This window comes from Rhodococcus sp. PSBB066 (assembly GCF_017068255.1).
Classification (GTDB): Bacteria; Actinomycetota; Actinomycetes; order Mycobacteriales; family Mycobacteriaceae; genus Rhodococcus; species Rhodococcus aetherivorans.
Map to the genome: position 1 here is coordinate 13083 of NZ_CP070860.1, position 18672 is coordinate 31754.

The following is an 18672-nucleotide window of genomic DNA, read 5'->3' on the forward strand; positions in this document are numbered from 1 at the left end:
GGTGAAATCTCGGGCCCGTGCCGCGATCTGCAGGCCGCCGGGGTGGCGCGGACGCCAGCGCCGGATGGGCGTGTCGACCGGACCGCCCGGCCGGAACGACATCGAATGCGGACAGGCCCGCCGGCCCGCCCGCTCCGGTGTCCTGCTCGCTCAGCAGCCGCCGATGTACCAGGCTCCGTCGATGCGCTGGAACGCGCTGGGGGTGCCGATCTGGGTGATGCCCGGTCCCACGCACCGGGTCTCGTTGTGATCAGGGCCGAGGAAGTTGTCCCAATGGATGTTGATCTTCACCCAACCGCCACCGCAGTGGTTGTACCAGTGCCGCCCGGCGTCGGTGTAGAACCCGCACGGCGCCGCCGAGGCCACCGCCGGGGCCGCCACCGCCAGACCGGCCCCGATACCCACCGCCGCCACCGCCGCCGCGGCGGCGCGGGCTACCGTCTTCGTTCCGCGAGTCATCGTCGTCCTCCCTCACCGTCGGTAACATACCGGGAAGTCGGTATGTTCAGGCCGACGATAACTTATCCGGGGGCTGCAATGGGGTAAACGGGAGGAAACGGTCACGATGTGTCGCGGGACGCGGTCGGCCCGGGCGTAAGGTGCACAACGTGACGGCCGAGGACCTTTTCGACGAGGACTCCTACAACGGCGCCGTCGGGCCGTTCGCCACCGCCGCCGACGCCCACCGGTGGTGGAGCGCCCGCACCGCCGCCTTGGCCTGCCTCGCGGGCCAGCACGGGGCCCCGACCGTACGATTCGACCCGCATCCGCTGCCGTCCTGGCTGTATCCGCCGTGCGACGGCTCGGCCACCTACCGGCCCTGGGCGGACCGGATCACGCTGCACTACCGGCACACACCCGCTGACGAGCTCGACCTCGCAGTGGTCGACGGGATGCTGTGGCACGCTCTCGGCCACCGCGCCCAGCGGCGGGTCCGCCGGCTCCTGCACCTGCTCGGCGCCGCGGTCACCACGGTGGGCCTGACGCTCGCCGGAGTGAGCGCGCAGACCGGCGAACCCTATCCGGCGCTGATCGCCGGCGCCGCCCTGTGGGCCCTGTGCGCCGCGGCCTGGATCGCCGCAGTACTCCGGACGAACCAGCACACCGAAACCGATGCGGACGAGTACGCACTCGTCCACGGTGGACCGCGCCCGATCCTGGCCTACCTGCGCCGGTCCGCGGAATCGGTCACCGGCGACCACCCACGACTGCAACGCCTGCGCCGGCACCTGTGGAACCGCTCCACCCTGTCCGCAGGTTCCTGAGGTATGGGTGAGGGATGTCCTGGACCTTCGGATCCGGAACCTCCCTCTCTTCCTTGTGTCGTGTGAGTCCGCGATCGTAGGTTCCGTCAGTAGGTGGTGTTGATCGGACCCGGACTCCACAGACCGCTCGCGCGTTCGACCGAACACCAGGCCAGCAGAACCCCGGTGGCCACGATCGGTTCCGGACGCAGTCCGTTGTTCAACGGCAGCCAGAAAGCGAGGAACACCAGCGCGCCGGTCCACAGCGGAAGCCGGGTGCGGCGCAGCGCCACCCCGAGACGCGGAGCGACCTCACGGCTGAGCACCCACCAGCACAGGATCCCGGCACTCAACGCGGGCAGTCGCATCCAGATGCTCGCGGTCGAGACCTGCGTCATCGCGGCGAGCACGTCGTAGAAGGGCGTGCCGAACGGCGCCTCGGGCACGCCGAACCAGCGGAAGTAGTTCGCCATGTACCCGGCCTCGCCCGCGGCACGAGCCATCCCGAGCTGGTAACCGTCGTCGGCGGTGTTCGCGCCGATCACATGCCAGAGCAACAGCGTTCCGACCACCGCTGCGTCGATGCGGGTGAACGACCACCACGTCGCCGGCAGGACCCGGCGGTGGCGGCGTCCGTCGGCGCGGTCGAGCCGGTGCAGCGTCCACAACGCCAATCTCGTGGCCAGCACCGCCACTGCCATCGCTGCAACCTTCAGCACGGTCGGGGAGGTGGCGAAACGGGTGTCGACGGTCGCTGTGACCGAGACGCCGTCGAGCGCGGGACCGGGCAGATCGGTGAAGATCCCGACCAGCTGCGGGCGCAGATCCCGATCGGAGCTTCGCTGCCCGGCCGCCCGGGTGGAGCTGGAGGCCGTGGCGATGGTGCGGTCCGGGGTCGAAGACACGGCGACCGCACAGTCCCCGGACAACTCGTCCACCGGGGCCGAGACCAGCATCGTGTTGCGCGAGATCATCTCGAACATCGCCGGCCCGTCCTCGCCGGGCCGGACGCGGGCGATCAGCCCGTAACGCTCACGGTCGGGAGCCCCGGCCGGCAGCGTGGAGAACACCGTACCGCCGCTCGAGGACAGATCTTGCACCGACCGACACGGAATCGTGGCCTCGAGGTCGACAGGCGCGTAGGACACCAACGGCGCCGAGACGCTCGTTCCGCTCTCGTACTGTGGCCAGCTGATCGATGCCACGGTCTGGGTCACCGGCAGCAACGGCATCGCGATCGACGCCAGGATCCCCACCACCGCGGCAAGCACTGGCCCACAGGCGGGTCCGCGTCTCGACTGCTCGCCCGCCGGAAGGCGGGCCGGGTTCTGGGCGTCTCGAAGCCGATACTGCTCTCGTCTCGGTCACGGGGAGCGATGCTAACGGGAGCAGACCGAACGGCTTGTTTTGCGGGGAAGTCGGTAAGTCCGGTGAAGTTGGTTCTGGGTAGTGTCGTTCTCGGGCGCGCACGGTCCCCTCGGACGTGCGGGCCCACGTGACCCGGCGCTTCACCCCCCGCCGCCGGGGCACGGGCCTACCCGGGGGATACGGCGACCCGCGCTGAAGATGGCGGCGGGAACGTTGGTACCTCGTCGTGTCGAGCATCCTTGGGGTCCGCGTAGGGCTGCGGCCGGTGTCACGGTGACGGTCCGATCCCGGGTCCCGGGGGCATTCCCGAATCCGTGGTGCGGGGCAGGGGGGGGGGTAGTGGTCCGCTGTCCTTCGCGCTTCTCTGCCGCACCGCGCCGCGGTGACCACCGAGTCGCTCGCGCCGCAGCTGCCCGCCCGCGGTGTCGGCGTACGCGATCAGGTCGCCGTCCCACCGCAACTCGTGCGCGTGCCGGCGGTCAACCCTCGCCCGGACCGTCGTGGGCGCCCCGATGTGGGCGAGGGCGCCGGTGAGCGCCGCGAGATCCTGCGTGTCCTGGGCGCAGGATTCGACCAGGATGCGACGCGCCCCGAGCCCGGCATTGTGTACCGCCACCGCGGCCGGCAACCGGCCGGGGGACCTGCCGGTGCCGGCGACCGGCGATCGGGGCGGTGAACAAGGGAGTCTGCCGGATCGGCGGTGTGCGGGCGAAGGCCGCCACGATCCGCCGCCGGTCACCCCCAGCCCGCCCCGCATCGGCCGGTGCTTCGCGACCTGCCCGGTCCGGATCGGCTGTCCGTCGACGCCGTCGCGGGCGCGCTGCGCGCCGTGGCCGGTCCTGCCGGCGCGACCCACGCACGGCTCCTACCTGGTCGGAGCCTGCTCGGCGCGCCTACCCGAGAACCGGTGCCGCCTCGGTTACGGTCGCGGCAGCTCACGAGTTGAGGGGCGAGAGCGCCCCCGGTCATCGAGGGGGCGCCCGGCATGGAGACCGACGAACAGCTGCACCAGTGGGCGTGGCAGCTGCGCCACGACGGCCACGACTGGAGCGAGGTCGCCACCGAACTCGGCTGCACCGAAGACCTCGCCCGCGCCATGGCCGACCGGCACCGCCGCGACACCGAAGCCCAGGCCCAGGCCGACCAATTCTCGCTGTTCGACCTGTAACCCCGGCCGGATCTGCACTCCTCGGTGCGGCCACCCGCAGCGTGCCTCGGTGCTGCCGGTGACGTCGGTACGCTCGCCGCCGTCCCCAGCGGAACCGGCGCGCGCCCGCCCGAGAAGGCCGGATCCGTGCGGTTCGCGATACCTGGTCAGCAGCACTTTCGGCGGAGGCGATGCAGAGCTTTCCCGGAATGCTCCAGAGCATTACCCGTCCTGCTCGGCGAGGGCCCACCCTGCGGACTTTCTGGCCGAGATGTGAGTGCGCTCAGACAGAACCTGCAGCCACCGAACCGTGTGAGGCGATGTGGCGGCACACCAGCATGTGGTGAGCACCCCTTTGGAACCGATAGCCGACCTCGACGACTTCACCGGCGATGTCGTGGTTCCGAAGGTCGGTGAGGAGATCGTCCAGGCGCGGATAGCGAACCGACGATCCTGAGGCCACGAGCGGAAAGACCCGCAGGTCACCGCGGGCGACCCGCATCAGTTCGCGGATCGCGTCGAGGTGGAAGGTGTGGTCGAGGCGGTCGGAATAACTGAACAGCAGGTGTGAGCTGAGTACGAGATCGAAAGCGGCATCGGGGAACGGCAAGGACGGCAATCGCCCGGCGACGTAGTGGCGCGGATTCAGGCGGATATCGGCGGCGAATTCCTGGACCGCATGCCGGCGCACGCGTGCATGCTGGTCGGGGTCGGCGAAGAACGCCCAGTCGAAGTGCTCCGTGTGGGCTCGGATGTACCGGTTCCCACGTTCGGTTTCAGCTGCCGCAACGACGGCGAGTTGTTCGGTGTCGCGGTCGAAGTAGGCCCTATCGCAGGCCGTCACGTCGCCGCCGAGGCGGTTCACTGCGCTGGTGAACCCCGCGGCGCCGCCAGGACAGTCCAGGATTTTCCGGGACAGGTCCTCGTCGGTGAGGTGGAACATCGACCGGTACTCGTCCAGCGAACGGGAGCTGATCAGCATCTCGCCGATACCTGTCGCGTGGGCAGTATCGCCGTTGTGGGTCACGGGTGGTTCCTCTCGGATCGAGACCGCCTCACCCGCCGACCGGTATCACTGTCGTGCAGAGACGTGAGCGTCATCGACCGCGGAGAAGGCGGCCGGACAACACAGTTCACAAGGCCGCTAGAAGTACGGCCACCAGTGCTGTGTCAGGGTCATCACCGCCCTATTGCAACACGGCAAAGATCGAACCGGTGCACCGGTCAGAGTCGGATCGCCCGTCCGATCGATCAACGAATACGAGGCCATGACCTCTTTCGAGTTCGTGACCTCGTTCGTCGCAGTTCGTGGAACTGCTCGATCCGCGCCGCGATGGAGAACGGCACGCGGACACCCGTCCGCCGCGCCCGCAGCAAGCCGCGTCCGCTGCGGCCGCGGTGACGGTGTCCTCGACAGGGCCCAGCTCCGGCAGGTTCGTCGCGGTGGCGGGCCCGGCGAACCGTGGCCGCTTCCCGGCGCCGAATTGAGGCGTTGTAGCGCTATAACGCCCGGTGCGGATCCTCTCAGGCTCCGTATGCCGCGGCCCGACCGGAATCTCCCTCCGGCTGCGCATTTCCCGGAACGTACAGCCCGGCAGCCCGCCTTGCTCGGCTACGCCCGCCCGCCCCATGGCAGAATCTGCCGCCGGGCTGTCACCCGGTCGACACACCTGCGCGGCACCGGCACACCACAGGGGAGAGGGCCGACCGGCTGCGCCGTCGGCGCAACGGCTCGAGCACGCCGGCGCCGCGGTCATGGGTGATCCGTTGACCCGGGTGAAATCGGGCGTGTCTCACCACGAGGGCGGATCTGCCACGAGCCCGCCACTCGCCGTGGGATTCCGCAGCGAGGATTCGAGACCCGCCCGCAGCCACGTCGAATGCCATCTCACCCGAGCGGGGCATCGGGCCATCGAGGGGCCATCCCAGAGGAGATGTGGCCACGAGTCTCGAGGCCCTGCAGTGCCGTCGACATCGTGCGCGGTCCTTGGTGCGCCTGCGGCGCACACCGAATCGAGCTCCGCTGCGCTCCGCCCTGCAAAAAAGAGCCTGATTTTGCCCTTCTGGCCTTCCGATTTTGACCGGCGGTCCGCTACGCGCAACCCCTGGGCGCTACGCGGCCTGACGGCCCGGAAAATTCTCTTCTCCGCTGCGCTCCGGCGAGATTTTTCCGTCCCAGAAGTTGCACTCCACGGCCCTCATGCCGGTCCAAATTCTCCCTGCCAGAAGGGCAAAAGAACAGGCGGACCCGCGCCGGTTCTCACCTCCAGCAGGAAGGTCGCCATGACCCCGTCGCAGACCCCGAGCTTTCCGAGCCTGACCACCCGCACCACCATCATGATCGCCGGAGCGTCGCAGCAGGTGCGGCTGGATGTGACCAGCGCCCTGACCGCAGCCGCGGCGGTGTTCGCCACCATCGGCGCGGTGCGGATGGTCTTCACCGACCCGGCGGTCGCCCGGGGCCTGGTTGCGGTGCTGCGCCGCCCCGCCACCGGCGGGTTTCTTATGGCACTGCCCGAGCAGTTCCTGCTGCGCCCGGACCGCTTCACGACCGACGAGCATCTGGTGACGGTGAACTGGTCCCAGGTCCCCACCTCCAAAGTCACCGCCGGTGGAGCGTTCGATTCGCAGCGTCGCCGTCACGTCCACTGGGTCGACGTCGAGGCCGGTCCGCTGACCTTCCGGTTCTTCGACAAAGCCGGACACACCGCGTTCGTCGCCGAGCTGGCCCGCACGGTGCAGGTGGCCCGGTCGGTGCTGCTCCCGGCCGACGAGAAGGCCCTCGCCCAGGGCGGTGGCCGCTGACCCCTCCAGCGAATTGTCCACAGTGAGTTATCCACAGTAGGGCCGGTTCTCCACAGAACCGGCCCTACCGCCTGTGTGCGCCCCGGTCGCGGCCGGGGCGGCCGGGCACACTGGCGTGCACCGAAGCAGTACCGACCAGAAGGAGGACGCGCTCGTGCACACCTGGACTGTCACCTGCGATCCGGCCGTCGCGCAGGCTTCCGGCACCGCCGCCACCGAAGTCGACGCCGTGATCGCCGGCGCCGCCGCATTGCGCCGCCTCCTACGTACCACCCGCCAGCCGGGGCAGGACTCACCCTTCGTGCATCTGAGGATCGACACCCGTCCCCGGATCGGGATCACGGTCGGGGTGGACGGTCCCGGCGCCGTGCTCGAGTGGATCGACGACTACGAACACCAGGCCACGCTGGCGGCCGCGGTCAACGACAGCATCCTGGACCGCACCCACCGCGAGGCGAGCTGACCCCGGATCCCACGCCGACCACGACGAGGACCACACGAGGAGCAGCTACCACCGGCGCGGACACCGAGCCGGCTGCGCGGCGCCCGGTCTCGCTGTTCCGGTCTCGTCGCCTCTCGTGGCCGGCGGCCGTACCGGAGAGCAGCAGAGGACCCCGAGTACTCGACCGGGTCCGGCGCCTTTCGGCGCACCGATGCGTCCGCGGGCCGCGGCTGTCGGACCGGGGGGCCTCGTCTTCTCGGCAGGACCGCAGGGCGCCGCGTCGGACCACCGTGGCATGGGGGAGGTCGTCCACGAGGGCGCCGGTCGGACGGGCGCACCGCACGACGGGGAGGACACCCCTCCTGAAGGACCTCGCCGCAGTGTCCGACCACGACGGTGGGGGCGCCGAAGCGGTCGAGCCGGGTCACCCGACCGCGGCCTGGAGGCTACCGCGCCGGGACGGGTCCTGAATCGAGGGGAGCAGGCGCCGGTGCAGGTCCTCGAGCTCGTCGTCGCGCCGGCCGCGCTCGGCGGCCGGCTCGCCGAGCGTGCGGAGCACCTGGTCGACGGCGCGGGCCGACAGGCCCGCCACCCGCCGGGTCCGGGCGAGCCGTTCCGCCGCCCCCGGGGAGGTGCCGTGGCGGGGGCGGCGAGGTCCACTAGCGTCGAGGAATGTCCTCCCTCGTCCCGACCGACTACGCCGCCACACTCGAGAGCATCAAGCGGCTCGTGCACGAGGCGCGCTACATCGCCCAGCGCCGGGTGAACACCGAACTGCTCCGGCTCTACTGGCAGATCGGTGCGACGATCATCGAGCGACAGAAGACAGCCCCCTGGGGCAGCAAGGTCCTGGCCCGGCTCTCGGCGGATCTGCGCGCCGAGTTCCCCACGGTGAAGGGGTTCTCCCCGGCCAACCTCAAGTACATGCGCCGGTTCGCCGAGGCGTGGCCCGACCCCGAGGCAATCGGTCAACGACCCGTTGGCCAATTGCCCTGGGGGCATGTCATCGAGTTGCTCGAAAAGCTCGACGACGCCGAGTTGCGCGACTGGTACAGCGCCAAGGACCTTGCCCACGGCTGGAGCCGGCCCGTGCTGGCCCACCAGATCACCACCGGGCTGCACCTGCGGGAGGGCGCGGCCCCGTCCAACTTCCCGCACGCGCTCGAGCGCCCCGATTCCGAGCTCGCGCAGCAGATCACCAAGGATCCGTTCACCCTCGAGTTCCTCGCCATCGACGGCGACGCCGTCGAGCGAGAGCTCGAGGATCGACTCGTCGAGCGCATCATCGACACCCTGCGCGAGCTCGGACCCGGGTTCGCGTTCGTCGGCCGCCAGGTCCACTTCGAGGTCGAAGGCGACGACTTCTTCGTCGACCTGCTGTTCTTCCACGTCGAGCAACTCCGGTACGTGGTCATCGAACTCAAGACCACCAAATTCGACCCGCGCGACGCCGGCCAGCTCGGCTTCTACGTCACCCTGGTCGAGGACCGGCTGCGGCGACCGCAGCACCAGCCCACGGTCGGGATGCTGCTGGTCGCCGACAAGAACGAGTCCGTCGTCCGGTACGCCCTGGCCGGCACCACCCAGCCGATCGCCGTCTCCCGCTACGACCTCACCCCCGCCGAGCAGGCCGCGCTCCCCGCCGAGGACGCCCTCACCCGCGCGGTCGCCCTCGAACTCGACGACCGCACCCCGCAGTAGGCGCACCCCCTCGGCACCACACGGCACGGAGTGGATCCGGTGGGTGAGGTGGGGGAGTTCGTGTCCGACAAGGGGAGCGGGCGGTCCGGCCGCGCCCACCGCCGGAGCCGCCACGAGAGCTCCCCTCCACAGCGGGGGGACAGGACCGGCGACATGGCCCCACAGGAGTCCCCGCTGGGCCGGCTCCGCGCCGTCTCTCCACGGCCGTCGGAGTGGTGCCCACCTCGCGCCGCCGGGTCGCCACCGGCCTCGGCTCCGCAGCGGGGGATGCGGGCAGGACGGCATGGTGCGGTCGCCCTCGCGCGTCCCACAGCCAGCCACCACGGCTGCGACCCGAGGCCCGACCACCGAGCCTCGAAATCCCACGCCACCAGATGATCCCGCTCGACCCCGATTCGAACCCGCTCTGCCGGCCCGGCGCCGGCCGGCACCAGCCCGGAAAGCTCCGCTGCCCGGCGATGCGACGGGTGCGAGCGCCCCGACCGAACCGGCTCGTCGGCCGCCGCCGGCAGCCACTACCCACGGCACCCCTCGCTCCACACCGCTCTCGGCCATGGGCACCGTCTCGACCCCCGCCGGCACAGCAGCCCTCCTCTGCATGTCCCGGCACCGAGGCATCATCTCCGCCACCTCCGTGAGAAACGTGCCAAACCGGCGCCGGTCCGGTAAGAAACGCGCTGGCCCTGGCGAGAACCGACTGGGGTTTCTCATCCGAAGTGGCGGAGCTCGTTGGGTTGACCTGCGTTTCGCCACTTGTCCTGGATGCAACGTCGGTTGATTCTTCTCATCGGATTTGGCGGATTTCTGGTCGCCTTGCGGCCTGCCGTGGTGCCGGTAGCCGGACCCGGGGTGTCGTTACGCCTGGTCGTTGTGTGGGTGGTCGGGGGCTTCTCCGCCATATCTGACGAGTACTCCGCCCCCGCCCGCCATATATGTGAGAACCCGCCAGATCGGTTGAGAACCGACACCGACCGCCGGCTCCCCGACCCGGCATCGGGTCGGGCAACCCAATCGTTCGTACGTATTATGTTACGTACGAAACGATACGTGCGGGGTAGCATCGATCGGGGACTCAGGACGCGATCGGGAGGGCGGGCGATGACCGAGAGCGGTAGGGGAGGGCGGCGCCGGGAGTACGCCTCGGACGCGGACCGGGTCCGGGCCTGGCGGCAACGGCAGAAGGAGCAGGCCCGCGCGGAGCGACTCGAGGCGGCCACCCCGACCGATCCGGCCCAAGCCGTGACCACCCTGGCCGACGCGGTCCCGCGGCTGCGGCAGGAAACCCAAACCGCGCTCGCGCGCCTGACCGAGGTGGCTCAGTCGATCACCGCGGCCACCGCGCTGCTGGCCGATCCGGCCGCGCTCGATGCGCACCTGCGCCGGGTCCAGGCCGACGCCGACAAGGTCCGCGCCGACGCCGGCGCCGAGATCGCCCGGCTGCGTGAGCAACTCGACGCCGCCCTGGACGAACGCGCCGACGCTGATGCGGCCGCGGCCGCCGCGCTCGCGCAGGCCGACGACGCCGCCACGCAACTTGCCGCGGCCCGCCGCGAGCACCGGGACGAACTCGACCGCCTGCACGCCGACCACGCCGCAGCCCTGGACGCGTGGACGACCCGGGTCGAGGAGTCGGAGGCGGCGCACCGTCGGCGAACCGCCGACCTCGAGGCCCTCGTCGAACAGCAGCGCGACCAGCTCGCCCGGCTCCGGGCCGCCGCCGAGCAGGTCACCGCCACCGTCGGCCGGCTCGACGCCGACCTGGCCGCCGCCCGCGCCGACGCCGCCGCCGAGCGGGATCGCACCGAGGCCGTGCGTGCCGACCTGGCGGCCGCTCGCGCCGAGACCGCCGCGGCCCGCGCCCAGGTCGACGCCGCCCGCGAACGCGCCGACGAACTGCGCGCCGAACTGCGCGAGGTGCGCGCCGCGTCCGCGACATCGGGCTCGACCGAGGCGAGCTGACCCTTGCCGGGGTGGGCACTCGCGCCCGGCATCTGCGGTGTGGACGCAGAGCTCCTCAGGTCAGCGTATCGAATTCTGCAATATACGGAAATAGTTAATTCTCCGAATGGACCATCTTCTCATTGCACACCCAGGAAAGACCACATCGTCGACCAGCTCGGCGGTCCCGCGGCCTGTGCGTGAAGTCGCCACGATATTCCGGCGCCGGAGGTAGGACCCAGCGGTGTCCTCGGGGCCCGGATACCGGCGAATCGGCAGTCGTCGAGCCGGATTCGGAATCGAGCGGATCCTGAGGGAGCCCCTGGGGTCGGCCGGTGGAATGCTCGTCGCGTTTTCGTCGACGCCCATTGGAAGGGGCATCCCGTGGTGTCGCTACAGCAGACGCGCCCCCGCTCTGTTTCCTCGAGTGGGGGCGCGTCGTTGTTGACGGACCTACTTCGAGCCGGCTACTTGGATCATGTTCAGCCGGAAGCTCGGCACGGTGGTCGAACCACCGAGCGTGGTGTCGTAGGTCAGCGGCTCGTCGACCTCGACCCACATGGTGATCAGGTCGTCTTCGACCACGTTCGCCACGAGGCCGCGGTCGCTGGCCTTGATCACCACGTTGTGGTCGTACTCGTACCACGATCCGAGCGGCTGCGAGTCCACGCTCGCTCGGAACTGGTTTGTCCCCGTTGCGGAATCGAACTGGCTGACGTAGCCGTAGAGCACGATCTTGCGGCCCTGCGCCGCCGCCGAATCCCGGGCGATCAACGCGAAGTCCCGGGTGTTCAACTGTTCGTACGCGGCCGGGTTCTTGCGCTCGGCCTCGGCCGCTGCGGCGGCCGCGGCTCTGCTCGCCGCCGCTGCCGCGGCCTGCTCCGAGGCTTGGATCTGCGCCGCCGACCGGGTCGTCGACGTCGCCGTGGCCCTCGCCGACGTGGTCGAGGGGGCGGCCACGGTGGTCGAGCCGTCCTCGTCCGAGTTCGCTCCACCGACCGCCACGGCCACCACCAGGCCCACCACCCCGAGTACGGCGAGACCCGCCATGAGCAGCTTGGAGTTCTTCGCCTGCTTCTCGGTCGGTTGCGGCCGGCGTGGGGGAGGTGGAGGGGTGGAGAACTTCGGTGCTGTCCGAGGGCTCCACCCGGTGCCGTCCCAGTACCGCACCAGGCTGGGGTCCCCGGGATCGGGATACCAGCCGGCGGGTTGGTTCATGCCGTTGTCCGTTCTGCGAAAGTCGATCGACTCGGGTGTCGCACGAACCGATCGGTCTGTTACAGGGTTACCGCTGGTCACAGCAACCGGGTGCCCTGTGCGGGGCTCGCCGACGAGCGCGTAGTCGCTCCGGGCCGTCACCAGCCCTGCGTCGACTCTCGCCGCACCGGGGGCGCCGGGAGCCGCCACCAGCGCAGGAGCCGGTGCAGCGTCAGCCCTTCCCGACCTCGGCCACGGATCCGACCTTTGTTCGGGCGTATCGACCGTTGCGCCGCAGCATATCCGGGTGCGTGAGCGCCGGATGCGTCACCGCCGGCGCCGTCGCAGGCAGGTCCGGTCGCACATCGATGCTGCCGTGTCCTGGTGGGTCACAGGGCGTTGATCCAGGCCAGACGGTCGGTGGACAGGGAGAAGGTGTCTTCGAACAGCACCACGTAGGTGCCCGCGGCGGCGCCGGTGCGGTCGTCGAAGCAGACGCTGCCGGTGGCGCGCCCCCCGGGGGCGATCTGCCCGGAGTTGAGCATGGGCCGGTCGGGGCCGAAGGTGGCGTCGCGGATGGCGCCGCCGGTGTCCTGCAGGCTCCAGTCGGTGTAGCCGTTGAAGTCGTTCTGGGTGGTGCCGACGTTGTCGATGGTCACCGTGCTGCACAGGTAGCTGCCGAGGACGGTGTCGACGGCCTCGAGCGGGCTCACGGTGTAGGCGAGCTCGTCGCGGGTGATCGTCGCTCCCGCCGCGGCGGCGGTGTCGTGGTCCAGCTTGCCGGGGAAGTCGGGGCCCCGATCCGCGTCCTCCGCACCACCGTTGGCGTCCCCCTCAGCGGGGTCGGTGGTGACGGTGGTGTCGTTGCCCCCATCCACGCTCGAGACCACCGCGACCCCGCAGGCACCGAACAGCAGCACCGGCACCCCGATCACGAGCCAGGGCCAGCGCCGGCGCTTCTTGCGCGGCTGCTCGTGCGGGGTCGGATGCTGGCCGGGGTTCGGGTACGCGCCGGGATCGGTCATCTCGCTTCTCCTTCAATGACAAAGGGACACGGGGGGGCGACACGGCGAGGGGGATCGCTGGGCCGCCGGTGTGTCCAGCACACCCAAACGGTGTGTCCCGGCGCCTCGTCCGATCGGCCGGACCGTCTCCTCCTTTCGGCCGGACCGTCTCCTCCTTTCGGTCGGAGACGGGCGCGGGGTCCGGTCCGTTCGGCCGATCCCGGACCGGTGCGGTGGTTGCGTAGCGTGCACGAGGTGATGGCCACCTCGACCCGGCACCTGCGCCGCCCCGTCTGGATCCGCCGGGCCTGGACCACCGGCGCGGTGACGCTGAGCGCGTTCTGCACCCTGGCCGCGTTCGCGCTGTCGCAGGATTCGGGCACCGTGCCGGCGTGGAACTACACGCTCGGGTTCGTGGTGAATCTGGTGGCGGCCGCGGCCCTGGTGTGGCGGCACGAGCACCCCTGGCCGGTGCTCGCCGTGGCGGTGGCCGGACCGCTGGCGTGGTCCACCGATGCCACCGCCGCACTGATCGCGCTCTACGCGCTGGCCAAGACCGACCGCAACCGTCCTCGCCTGGCCGCCGCGGTCGGCGCGGTGTACCTCGCATGTGCGATCTCGCTGACCTACGACGCGCACCGCACCCGCGACAACTCCGTGCTGAGCATGGAACAGAAGCCCGACCCGGGGCAGCCGAAACCGATGTGGGAGCTCGCGTGGTGGATCCCGTGGCTGGCGGCGGCGCTGCTGGTGGCGATTGTCGTCGCGCTCGCGCTGGTCAAACGCACCCGCACCCAGCTGGCCGCCGCCGAGCACGGCCGCGACCAGGCCACCGCACAGACCCGGGCACTGCACGACGAGATGATCCGCACCGAAGAACGCACCCGCATCGCCCGCGACATGCACGACACCCTCGCCGCCGGCCTGAGCCGGATCTCGCTGTTCGCCGGCGCGCTGCAGGTCGGCGGCGCCGACAACCCGGAGAAGATCGCCAACACCGCCTCGATGATCCGCAGCACCGCCCACGACGCGCTCGACGAGCTCAAGCACATCGTCGGGGTCCTGCGCGGGAGCGCCGGCGCCGCACGTCCGAGCGGGCATCAGGGCATCGACGCGGTCGCTGACCTGGTGCACTCGGCTAGAGCGGCCGGGCTGCACACCACCGTGTTCCTCGATCTGCGTCCCGGGGACGTGGGCACCGTCTCCGGGCACGTGACCTATCGGGTGGTGCAGGAGGCACTGACCAACGCCCAGAAGTACGCCCACGATCAGACGGTGCGGATCACCGTCACCGGTGCCGAACCCGACGGGCTTCGCATCGAGGTCCGCAACCGGCTCAGCACCCGACCGCCGGCCGTGCCGACCGGCTCCGGTGCCGGCCTGACCGGCCTGGCCGAGCAGGCCCACCAGATCGGCGGCACCCTTCATGCCGGGGTGGACGGCACCGATTTCGTGGTGTCCTGCTGGCTGCCCTGGTTCGCCTGACCGCCGGGGCACCGTGCGGCCCACCGTGTCCGCGGTGTCCGTGCCGCGGTCTACGCTGGGCCCGCCATGACTGCCGCCGCACCGATCACCGTCCTGGTCGTCGACGACGACCCCTTCGTCCGCCGCGGTGTGAGCGACATCTTCGCCGCCACCGACGACATCGCCGTCATCGCCGACGTCGACGACGGCGACCGAGTCCCGGGCGCAGTGCACCGGTACGCGCCGCAGGTGGTGCTGATGGATCTGAAGATGCGCCGGGTCGGCGGCCTCGACGCCACCCGTCAGCTGATGGGCCTGCCCCGGCCGCCGAAGGTGATCGCGATGACCGCGATGGACGTCGACGACCTGGTCGTCCAGGCCGTGGCAGCCGGGGCGCACAGTTTCTTGAGCAAGGACGAACCCCCGCACACCTTCCATCAGTCGGTGCGCGCCGTCGCCGCCGGCAACACCTTGTTCAGCGAAGAGTCACTGCGCCGGATCGTCGCCGCCCGCCCGGGCGCCACCCCGGTGCCGGACCCGGACACCCTAGGGGTGTTGTCCGAGCGGGAGCGTGACGTCCTGGAGGTGTTGGCCACCGGGGCGTCCAACGCCGACATCGCCGGCCGGCTGTTTCTCAGCGAAACCACCGTCAAGACCCACCTTTCGGCGGTGTTTCACAAGCTCGGCACCCGCAACCGCGTCGAGGCCGCCCTCGCCGCCTTCCGCGCCGGCCTGATCACCTGACCCCCGCAATCGGGCGCACCTACCGACCAGGGATCGTCGCTCGGCCGAGGCACCTCGGTCCGTAGGGGGCGGGGTCGTCCCGGTTTCGTTCGGCCCGGGTCATTGCGAGGGCGAGAGCGAGAACTCGAGGCCTCGGGCAGCGATCAAATCTCTACCGGAGTTGATCGGACGCCAGATCAAGGTGGTGTGCGTCGCGGGCACGTTGAGCGGGGTGGTCAGGTGATACGTCGAGTTGGGCATCAATTCGTCCGCGCTGTCGCCGCATCCCACCCAGCCTCCGGTGATCTTCGAGTTCACGGTGCCGTGTTCGTCGACGGCCATCCAGCTACTGGTGCCCATCGGATCCCACACCTGAGCAGGCAGATTCGGGCCGGTCACGATCGTGTGGCGCACGGCCACGACCTGACCGTCGCCATAGACATCGCAATTGGCCGGATTCACCTCGATGCCGGTCACGGTCACCGTCAGGTCACACACCTGCCCGACGCAACCACTCGTGAGCGGTTCGCCGACGGTGCCGACGGCGTTGCCCCGGGGGGTCAGATCCTCGGCAGCAGGCATCGCCTCGACCGTGGCACCGGAACCGGTGCCGGCGCTCCCGCCCGCCACCGGAGCCGTGACCGTCACGGTCGTCACCTGGTCCGATCCGCTGTCACTGCAACCAGCCAGCAAGCACGACACTGCTGCACCGACCAATACGATGCGACGACTCTTCATTACCGCCCTCTGCGATCTACTGTTGCGCCGATATGTCCACCCCGACCCTGATGAAGGTACTGGCTCGCACACCGGACAAAACACCCACCACCGGAAGTTCATCCGCACATGCCGGGCCGAAGGACGTGGACCCGGAGCACGGGCAAGCGCGGCGGTGCGGCGAACCCGCGGAACGGAAGAACCCACGCCACCAGTGCGCATCCCCGGAGCTCCCCACCAGCGAACGCTTCGGAGGGTTTCGTGCCCGCCGACAAGAGGGGAGGGGGCATCTTCGTTGTTCCGGACGAATGGTTGTCGGCCCGGTGTGTCATCGTCTGTCGCATGCCGAACGGACGCAACGCCGACCCCGCGGTGGTCGCCGCGAAGATGGCCCGCATTCGTGAACCGCACGTCAAGCCGCTCAACGATCTGGCCGACCGGATCGCCGAGTCGATGAACCTGCCGCACGGGCATGTCCCCTACGTCGATCCCGACCAGGGCGGCATCGACGCGCGGGTGTTGGTGCTGCTCGACAATCCGTCCACCAAGGCCGAGGCGGGCACCGGCTCCGGGCTGTTGAGTCTGGACAACGACGATCGCACCGCCCGCAACTGCCGCGAGGCCTACGCCCGCCACGGTGTGCCGTGGTCGCAGGTCGTGCACTGGAACGTGGTGCCGTTCCCGGTGGCCGGGGTCAGAAACGGTGGTTCGACCGCCGCCGAACGCACCCGGGCGGTGCGGTGGACCCGGCAGGTCGTCGAGCTGTGCCCGAACCTCGAGCAGGTGCTGCTGCTCGGCGCAGCGGCCCGCGACGGCTGGGCCCGCGCCGGCATCGGCCGCGACCTCTACGTCCTGCCCGGCACGATCCCGCACTGCTCGGCCCGCGGATTGAACTCCCCCGGCGGCCGCGAACGCTTCGACGCGGCGATCGCGCAGATCGCCCGCTCCCTCACCTGGTGACGCCCCGCCCGACTACCGCACGCCACCCCGACCTGCACGACCTGCACGACCTGAGGCACGTGCCCTGTCCGGCCCGAAACGAAAGACCACACCCGATGACCGACCTCGACACCCTCGACCCGGAAGCCGCGATCACCGCACTGGGCACCGCCACCCACACTCTCGACGAGCTGACCACACTGCCGAAAACGGCAGGGCTGTATGCGTGGTGGGCCGCCCCGGCGGTGCTGCCGCAGCTGCCCGGACCGGACCATCCCGACGGGGAGAATCTGCGGTTGCTGTATGTCGGGATCGCCTCGAACCTGCGACGCCGGATCATCAGCAACCATCTGCGACGCAGCGGCAGCTCCACACTGCGCCGCACCCTCGCCGGCCTGCTGCTCCCCGAACAGCACTACCGCACCGAACGCACCGACCGGGTGGTGCTCATTCCCGAGGACGAGGCCCGGCTCACCGCCTGGATGCACACCCACCTGCGACTGTCGTGGTGCGAACACCCGCACCCGGCCGCCGTCGAACCGGCCGTCATCGGGCAGTGGGCACCGCCGCTGAACCTCGACCACACCTCCTCCGGCGCCGTCCGGGATCTGGTCCACGCCGCTCGCACCGCCTACAACACCAGTGCCTGAGCCACCCCTGCGGATGCCGATAGCGCGCTCGACCCCCGTGTGCCACCCGGCGCGCACGAATCCAGGAGGGCACGGAGGCAACAAATCCGACGGTCGCGCCCCGGTACGCGACGCGCGTGATCATTCTTTGAGTTCGAGTGCACGCCGCAGAACCACCCTGCCCACCGAATCCGGTTCCTCGAAACACCGAGCAAACGCACCTTCGCTCCAGTGGTCGGCACGCGCCATGCGGGACAACGCGCGCACACAGTCCTCGGCCGAAGCGGTGGCGGCATCATCGAGCTGCCACCCCTCGGGCTGGAAGTGCAGGATCAGCCCGGCCTGGCGAAGTAGCCAGCGCAGGTCCGCGATGACGGGGCTGTCCTCGGCGTACGGCCACTGCTCGATTCCCGAATCGTCCTTGCCGCCGACGATCTCGTACAGCGGACCGTCGTGGTTTTCGATGCGGTCGAGCAGGGCCGAGAGCTGGTCCCAGTCCTCGCGCGCGACCTGGTCGAAGGCGGTACGGAACACCGCATCGTCGTGCACGTCCACCAGCTCCCAGTCCTGTTCGGTGCGAGGGCCCGGTACGACGGTGACATGCTTGCCGAACGGCACACCGACCGTGGCGTTTCCGTCGGCATGGACGGTGAGGGCGTAGCCGCCGACGACGGCGCGACGATCCAGGCCGTCGTCGAGGGGGTCGACATCGACGTCCCCGACTGTCAGGATCCGGGTGTCGAGGTACTGGACCGGCCGGGCCATGCCCTTCGTCCATGGCGTTCCCGGATTCGGAGTGCCGATCAGATGTTCCCACCGGCGGGAGGGGTGACCGGTGAACGCGATCCGTCCGGCGTCGTTTCCGTCGGTCAGCCGACGCCAGCCGGTGATGTCGAAGGCGGTGACGACCTCGTTCTTGTAGATGCCGAGGACGGCGTCGGCATGGGACTCGAGCTTGTCGTCGGCGATGCCAGCCCAGTTGCCGAGGGTGACATCGGCGGCGTCGGCTTCTCCGCGGGCGACAGCAGGCCATGAGGAGGCAAGGTGGACAAGGATCACGACGCCTCCCAGTTCGATCAACATCGACAGATGATCAAAGATCATGTTGGACGGCGCAGTGGTAGTTGTCGATATCTGCAGATCGTGCAGCCATGTGTCGATATCTTCCGCAAATTTGCCGCCAGGGCGCCGAAGACCGACGGTGAGTGCCATGTGGCGCCCTGTTCCATAATCGATCGTTCTCGAACATCACGCGGGAGTGCTGCCTCGACTGTGTCTGTGAGCTTCAGTGATAGATGGCCGCATTCCACAGGGGGTAGAGCATGGTCTACACGTTCGCGCCGGGGCCGTCTCG

The 18672-nt window shown here is 69.9% G+C and carries 19 protein-coding genes; 11 read left to right on the top strand and 8 right to left on the bottom strand.

What is annotated here, in order from left to right; translation table 11 throughout:
* Window positions 1-150: 150 nt before the first annotated feature.
* Window positions 151-459, bottom strand: coding sequence for a DUF6355 family natural product biosynthesis protein (locus tag JYA75_RS27995; RefSeq protein ID WP_006936885.1), 309 nt, complete (start codon window positions 457-459; stop codon window positions 151-153).
* A gap of 149 nt (window positions 460-608) precedes the next feature.
* Here JYA75_RS27995 and JYA75_RS28000 point away from each other — a divergent pair, with 149 nt between their 5' ends.
* Window positions 609-1265 (top strand): hypothetical protein, encoded by a 657-nt coding sequence (locus JYA75_RS28000; RefSeq protein WP_239010634.1) that lies wholly within the window; start codon window positions 609-611, stop codon window positions 1263-1265.
* Window positions 1266-1351: 86 nt separating this feature from the next.
* Here JYA75_RS28000 and JYA75_RS28005 read toward each other — a convergent pair whose 3' ends face one another.
* A complete protein-coding gene (locus tag JYA75_RS28005) occupies window positions 1352-2515 on the bottom strand; it encodes an arabinosyltransferase domain-containing protein (protein ID WP_006936881.1) in 1164 nt (387 codons plus the stop codon).
* A gap of 479 nt (window positions 2516-2994) precedes the next feature.
* Between JYA75_RS28005 and JYA75_RS28010 the strand changes: the two genes are divergently transcribed.
* Both JYA75_RS28010 and JYA75_RS28015 read left to right on the top strand, forming a co-directional pair.
* A complete protein-coding gene (locus JYA75_RS28010) occupies window positions 2995-3288 on the top strand; it encodes a hypothetical protein (RefSeq protein WP_124259314.1) in 294 nt (97 codons plus the stop codon).
* Between the two features lie 309 nt (window positions 3289-3597).
* Window positions 3598-3780 carry a hypothetical protein gene (locus tag JYA75_RS28015; RefSeq protein WP_006936872.1) on the top strand — a complete coding sequence of 61 codons (183 nt, stop codon included), beginning with the start codon at window positions 3598-3600 and terminating at the stop codon, window positions 3778-3780.
* Window positions 3781-4042: 262 nt separating this feature from the next.
* On the opposite strand, the gene JYA75_RS28020 is transcribed toward JYA75_RS28015, so the two are convergent.
* Window positions 4043-4786, bottom strand: coding sequence for a methyltransferase domain-containing protein (locus tag JYA75_RS28020; protein WP_017681401.1), 744 nt, complete (start codon window positions 4784-4786; stop codon window positions 4043-4045).
* 1256 nt (window positions 4787-6042) lie between these two features.
* On the opposite strand from JYA75_RS28020, the gene JYA75_RS28025 reads away from it, so the two are divergent.
* Entirely contained in the window at window positions 6043-6564 is a 522-nt protein-coding gene (locus tag JYA75_RS28025; RefSeq protein ID WP_017681402.1) for a hypothetical protein, read from the top strand.
* A 154-nt stretch (window positions 6565-6718) separates the two neighbouring features.
* The gene (locus JYA75_RS28030; protein ID WP_040273398.1) at window positions 6719-7027 is read left to right on the top strand and encodes a hypothetical protein; all 309 of its coding nucleotides are present in this window, start codon (window positions 6719-6721) and stop codon (window positions 7025-7027) included.
* Between the two features lie 403 nt (window positions 7028-7430).
* Here JYA75_RS28030 and JYA75_RS28035 read toward each other — a convergent pair whose 3' ends face one another.
* Window positions 7431-7598, bottom strand: coding sequence for a hypothetical protein (locus tag JYA75_RS28035; RefSeq protein ID WP_161800555.1), 168 nt, complete (start codon window positions 7596-7598; stop codon window positions 7431-7433).
* A gap of 80 nt (window positions 7599-7678) precedes the next feature.
* On the opposite strand from JYA75_RS28035, the gene JYA75_RS28040 reads away from it, so the two are divergent.
* Window positions 7679-8707 (top strand): PDDEXK nuclease domain-containing protein, encoded by a 1029-nt coding sequence (locus tag JYA75_RS28040; protein WP_040273401.1) that lies wholly within the window; start codon window positions 7679-7681, stop codon window positions 8705-8707.
* Window positions 8708-9805: 1098 nt separating this feature from the next.
* Window positions 9806-10666 carry a hypothetical protein gene (locus JYA75_RS28045; RefSeq protein ID WP_203330309.1) on the top strand — a complete coding sequence of 287 codons (861 nt, stop codon included), beginning with the start codon at window positions 9806-9808 and terminating at the stop codon, window positions 10664-10666.
* 432 nt (window positions 10667-11098) lie between these two features.
* Here the strand turns inward: JYA75_RS28045 and JYA75_RS28050 are convergent, their stop codons facing one another.
* Both JYA75_RS28050 and JYA75_RS28055 read right to left on the bottom strand, forming a co-directional pair.
* Window positions 11099-11863: a DUF2510 domain-containing protein gene (locus tag JYA75_RS28050; protein ID WP_203330310.1), complete on the bottom strand. Its 765-nt coding sequence runs from the start codon at window positions 11861-11863 to the stop codon at window positions 11099-11101.
* A 368-nt stretch (window positions 11864-12231) separates the two neighbouring features.
* Complete coding sequence (locus JYA75_RS28055) at window positions 12232-12867, bottom strand: DUF4352 domain-containing protein (protein WP_040273407.1); 636 nt, start codon at window positions 12865-12867, stop codon at window positions 12232-12234.
* Between the two features lie 207 nt (window positions 12868-13074).
* Between JYA75_RS28055 and JYA75_RS28060 the strand changes: the two genes are divergently transcribed.
* A complete protein-coding gene (locus JYA75_RS28060; RefSeq protein ID WP_203330311.1) occupies window positions 13075-14331 on the top strand; it encodes a histidine kinase in 1257 nt (418 codons plus the stop codon).
* Between the two features lie 66 nt (window positions 14332-14397).
* The gene (locus JYA75_RS28065; RefSeq protein WP_203330312.1) at window positions 14398-15054 is read left to right on the top strand and encodes a response regulator transcription factor; all 657 of its coding nucleotides are present in this window, start codon (window positions 14398-14400) and stop codon (window positions 15052-15054) included.
* 99 nt (window positions 15055-15153) lie between these two features.
* On the opposite strand, the gene JYA75_RS28070 is transcribed toward JYA75_RS28065, so the two are convergent.
* Window positions 15154-15690 carry a hypothetical protein gene (locus JYA75_RS28070; protein WP_203330313.1) on the bottom strand — a complete coding sequence of 179 codons (537 nt, stop codon included), beginning with the start codon at window positions 15688-15690 and terminating at the stop codon, window positions 15154-15156.
* 402 nt (window positions 15691-16092) lie between these two features.
* Between JYA75_RS28070 and JYA75_RS28075 the strand changes: the two genes are divergently transcribed.
* Together JYA75_RS28075 and JYA75_RS28080 are read left to right on the top strand one after the other, a co-directional pair.
* The gene (locus tag JYA75_RS28075; protein ID WP_203330314.1) at window positions 16093-16710 is read left to right on the top strand and encodes a uracil-DNA glycosylase; all 618 of its coding nucleotides are present in this window, start codon (window positions 16093-16095) and stop codon (window positions 16708-16710) included.
* Window positions 16711-16805: 95 nt separating this feature from the next.
* On the top strand, window positions 16806-17339 hold the full coding sequence (locus JYA75_RS28080) for a GIY-YIG nuclease family protein (RefSeq protein WP_017682177.1): 534 nt from the start codon (window positions 16806-16808) through the stop codon (window positions 17337-17339).
* 120 nt (window positions 17340-17459) lie between these two features.
* On the opposite strand, the gene JYA75_RS28085 is transcribed toward JYA75_RS28080, so the two are convergent.
* The gene (locus tag JYA75_RS28085; protein ID WP_161800556.1) at window positions 17460-18530 is read right to left on the bottom strand and encodes a DUF6508 domain-containing protein; all 1071 of its coding nucleotides are present in this window, start codon (window positions 18528-18530) and stop codon (window positions 17460-17462) included.
* Window positions 18531-18672 lie beyond the last annotated feature (142 nt).

Bases quoted from the DNA above. Each gene is read 5' to 3' on its own strand.
- JYA75_RS28085 (WP_161800556.1), bottom strand. From the start codon at position 18,530: ATGGCACTCACCGTCGGTCTTCGGCGCCCTGGCGGCAAATTTGCGGAA.
- JYA75_RS28050 (WP_203330310.1), bottom strand. From the start codon at position 11,863: ATGAACCAACCCGCCGGCTGGTATCCCGATCCCGGGGACCCCAGCCTG.
- JYA75_RS28080 (WP_017682177.1), top strand. From the start codon at position 16,806: ATGACCGACCTCGACACCCTCGACCCGGAAGCCGCGATCACCGCACTG.
- JYA75_RS28025 (WP_017681402.1), top strand. From the start codon at position 6,043: ATGACCCCGTCGCAGACCCCGAGCTTTCCGAGCCTGACCACCCGCACC.
- JYA75_RS28055 (WP_040273407.1), bottom strand. From the start codon at position 12,867: ATGACCGATCCCGGCGCGTACCCGAACCCCGGCCAGCATCCGACCCCG.
- JYA75_RS27995 (WP_006936885.1), bottom strand. From the start codon at position 459: ATGACTCGCGGAACGAAGACGGTAGCCCGCGCCGCCGCGGCGGCGGTG.
- JYA75_RS28065 (WP_203330312.1), top strand. From the start codon at position 14,398: ATGACTGCCGCCGCACCGATCACCGTCCTGGTCGTCGACGACGACCCC.
- JYA75_RS28040 (WP_040273401.1), top strand. From the start codon at position 7,679: ATGTCCTCCCTCGTCCCGACCGACTACGCCGCCACACTCGAGAGCATC.
- JYA75_RS28075 (WP_203330314.1), top strand. From the start codon at position 16,093: ATGCCGAACGGACGCAACGCCGACCCCGCGGTGGTCGCCGCGAAGATG.
- JYA75_RS28045 (WP_203330309.1), top strand. From the start codon at position 9,806: ATGACCGAGAGCGGTAGGGGAGGGCGGCGCCGGGAGTACGCCTCGGAC.
- JYA75_RS28015 (WP_006936872.1), top strand. From the start codon at position 3,598: ATGGAGACCGACGAACAGCTGCACCAGTGGGCGTGGCAGCTGCGCCAC.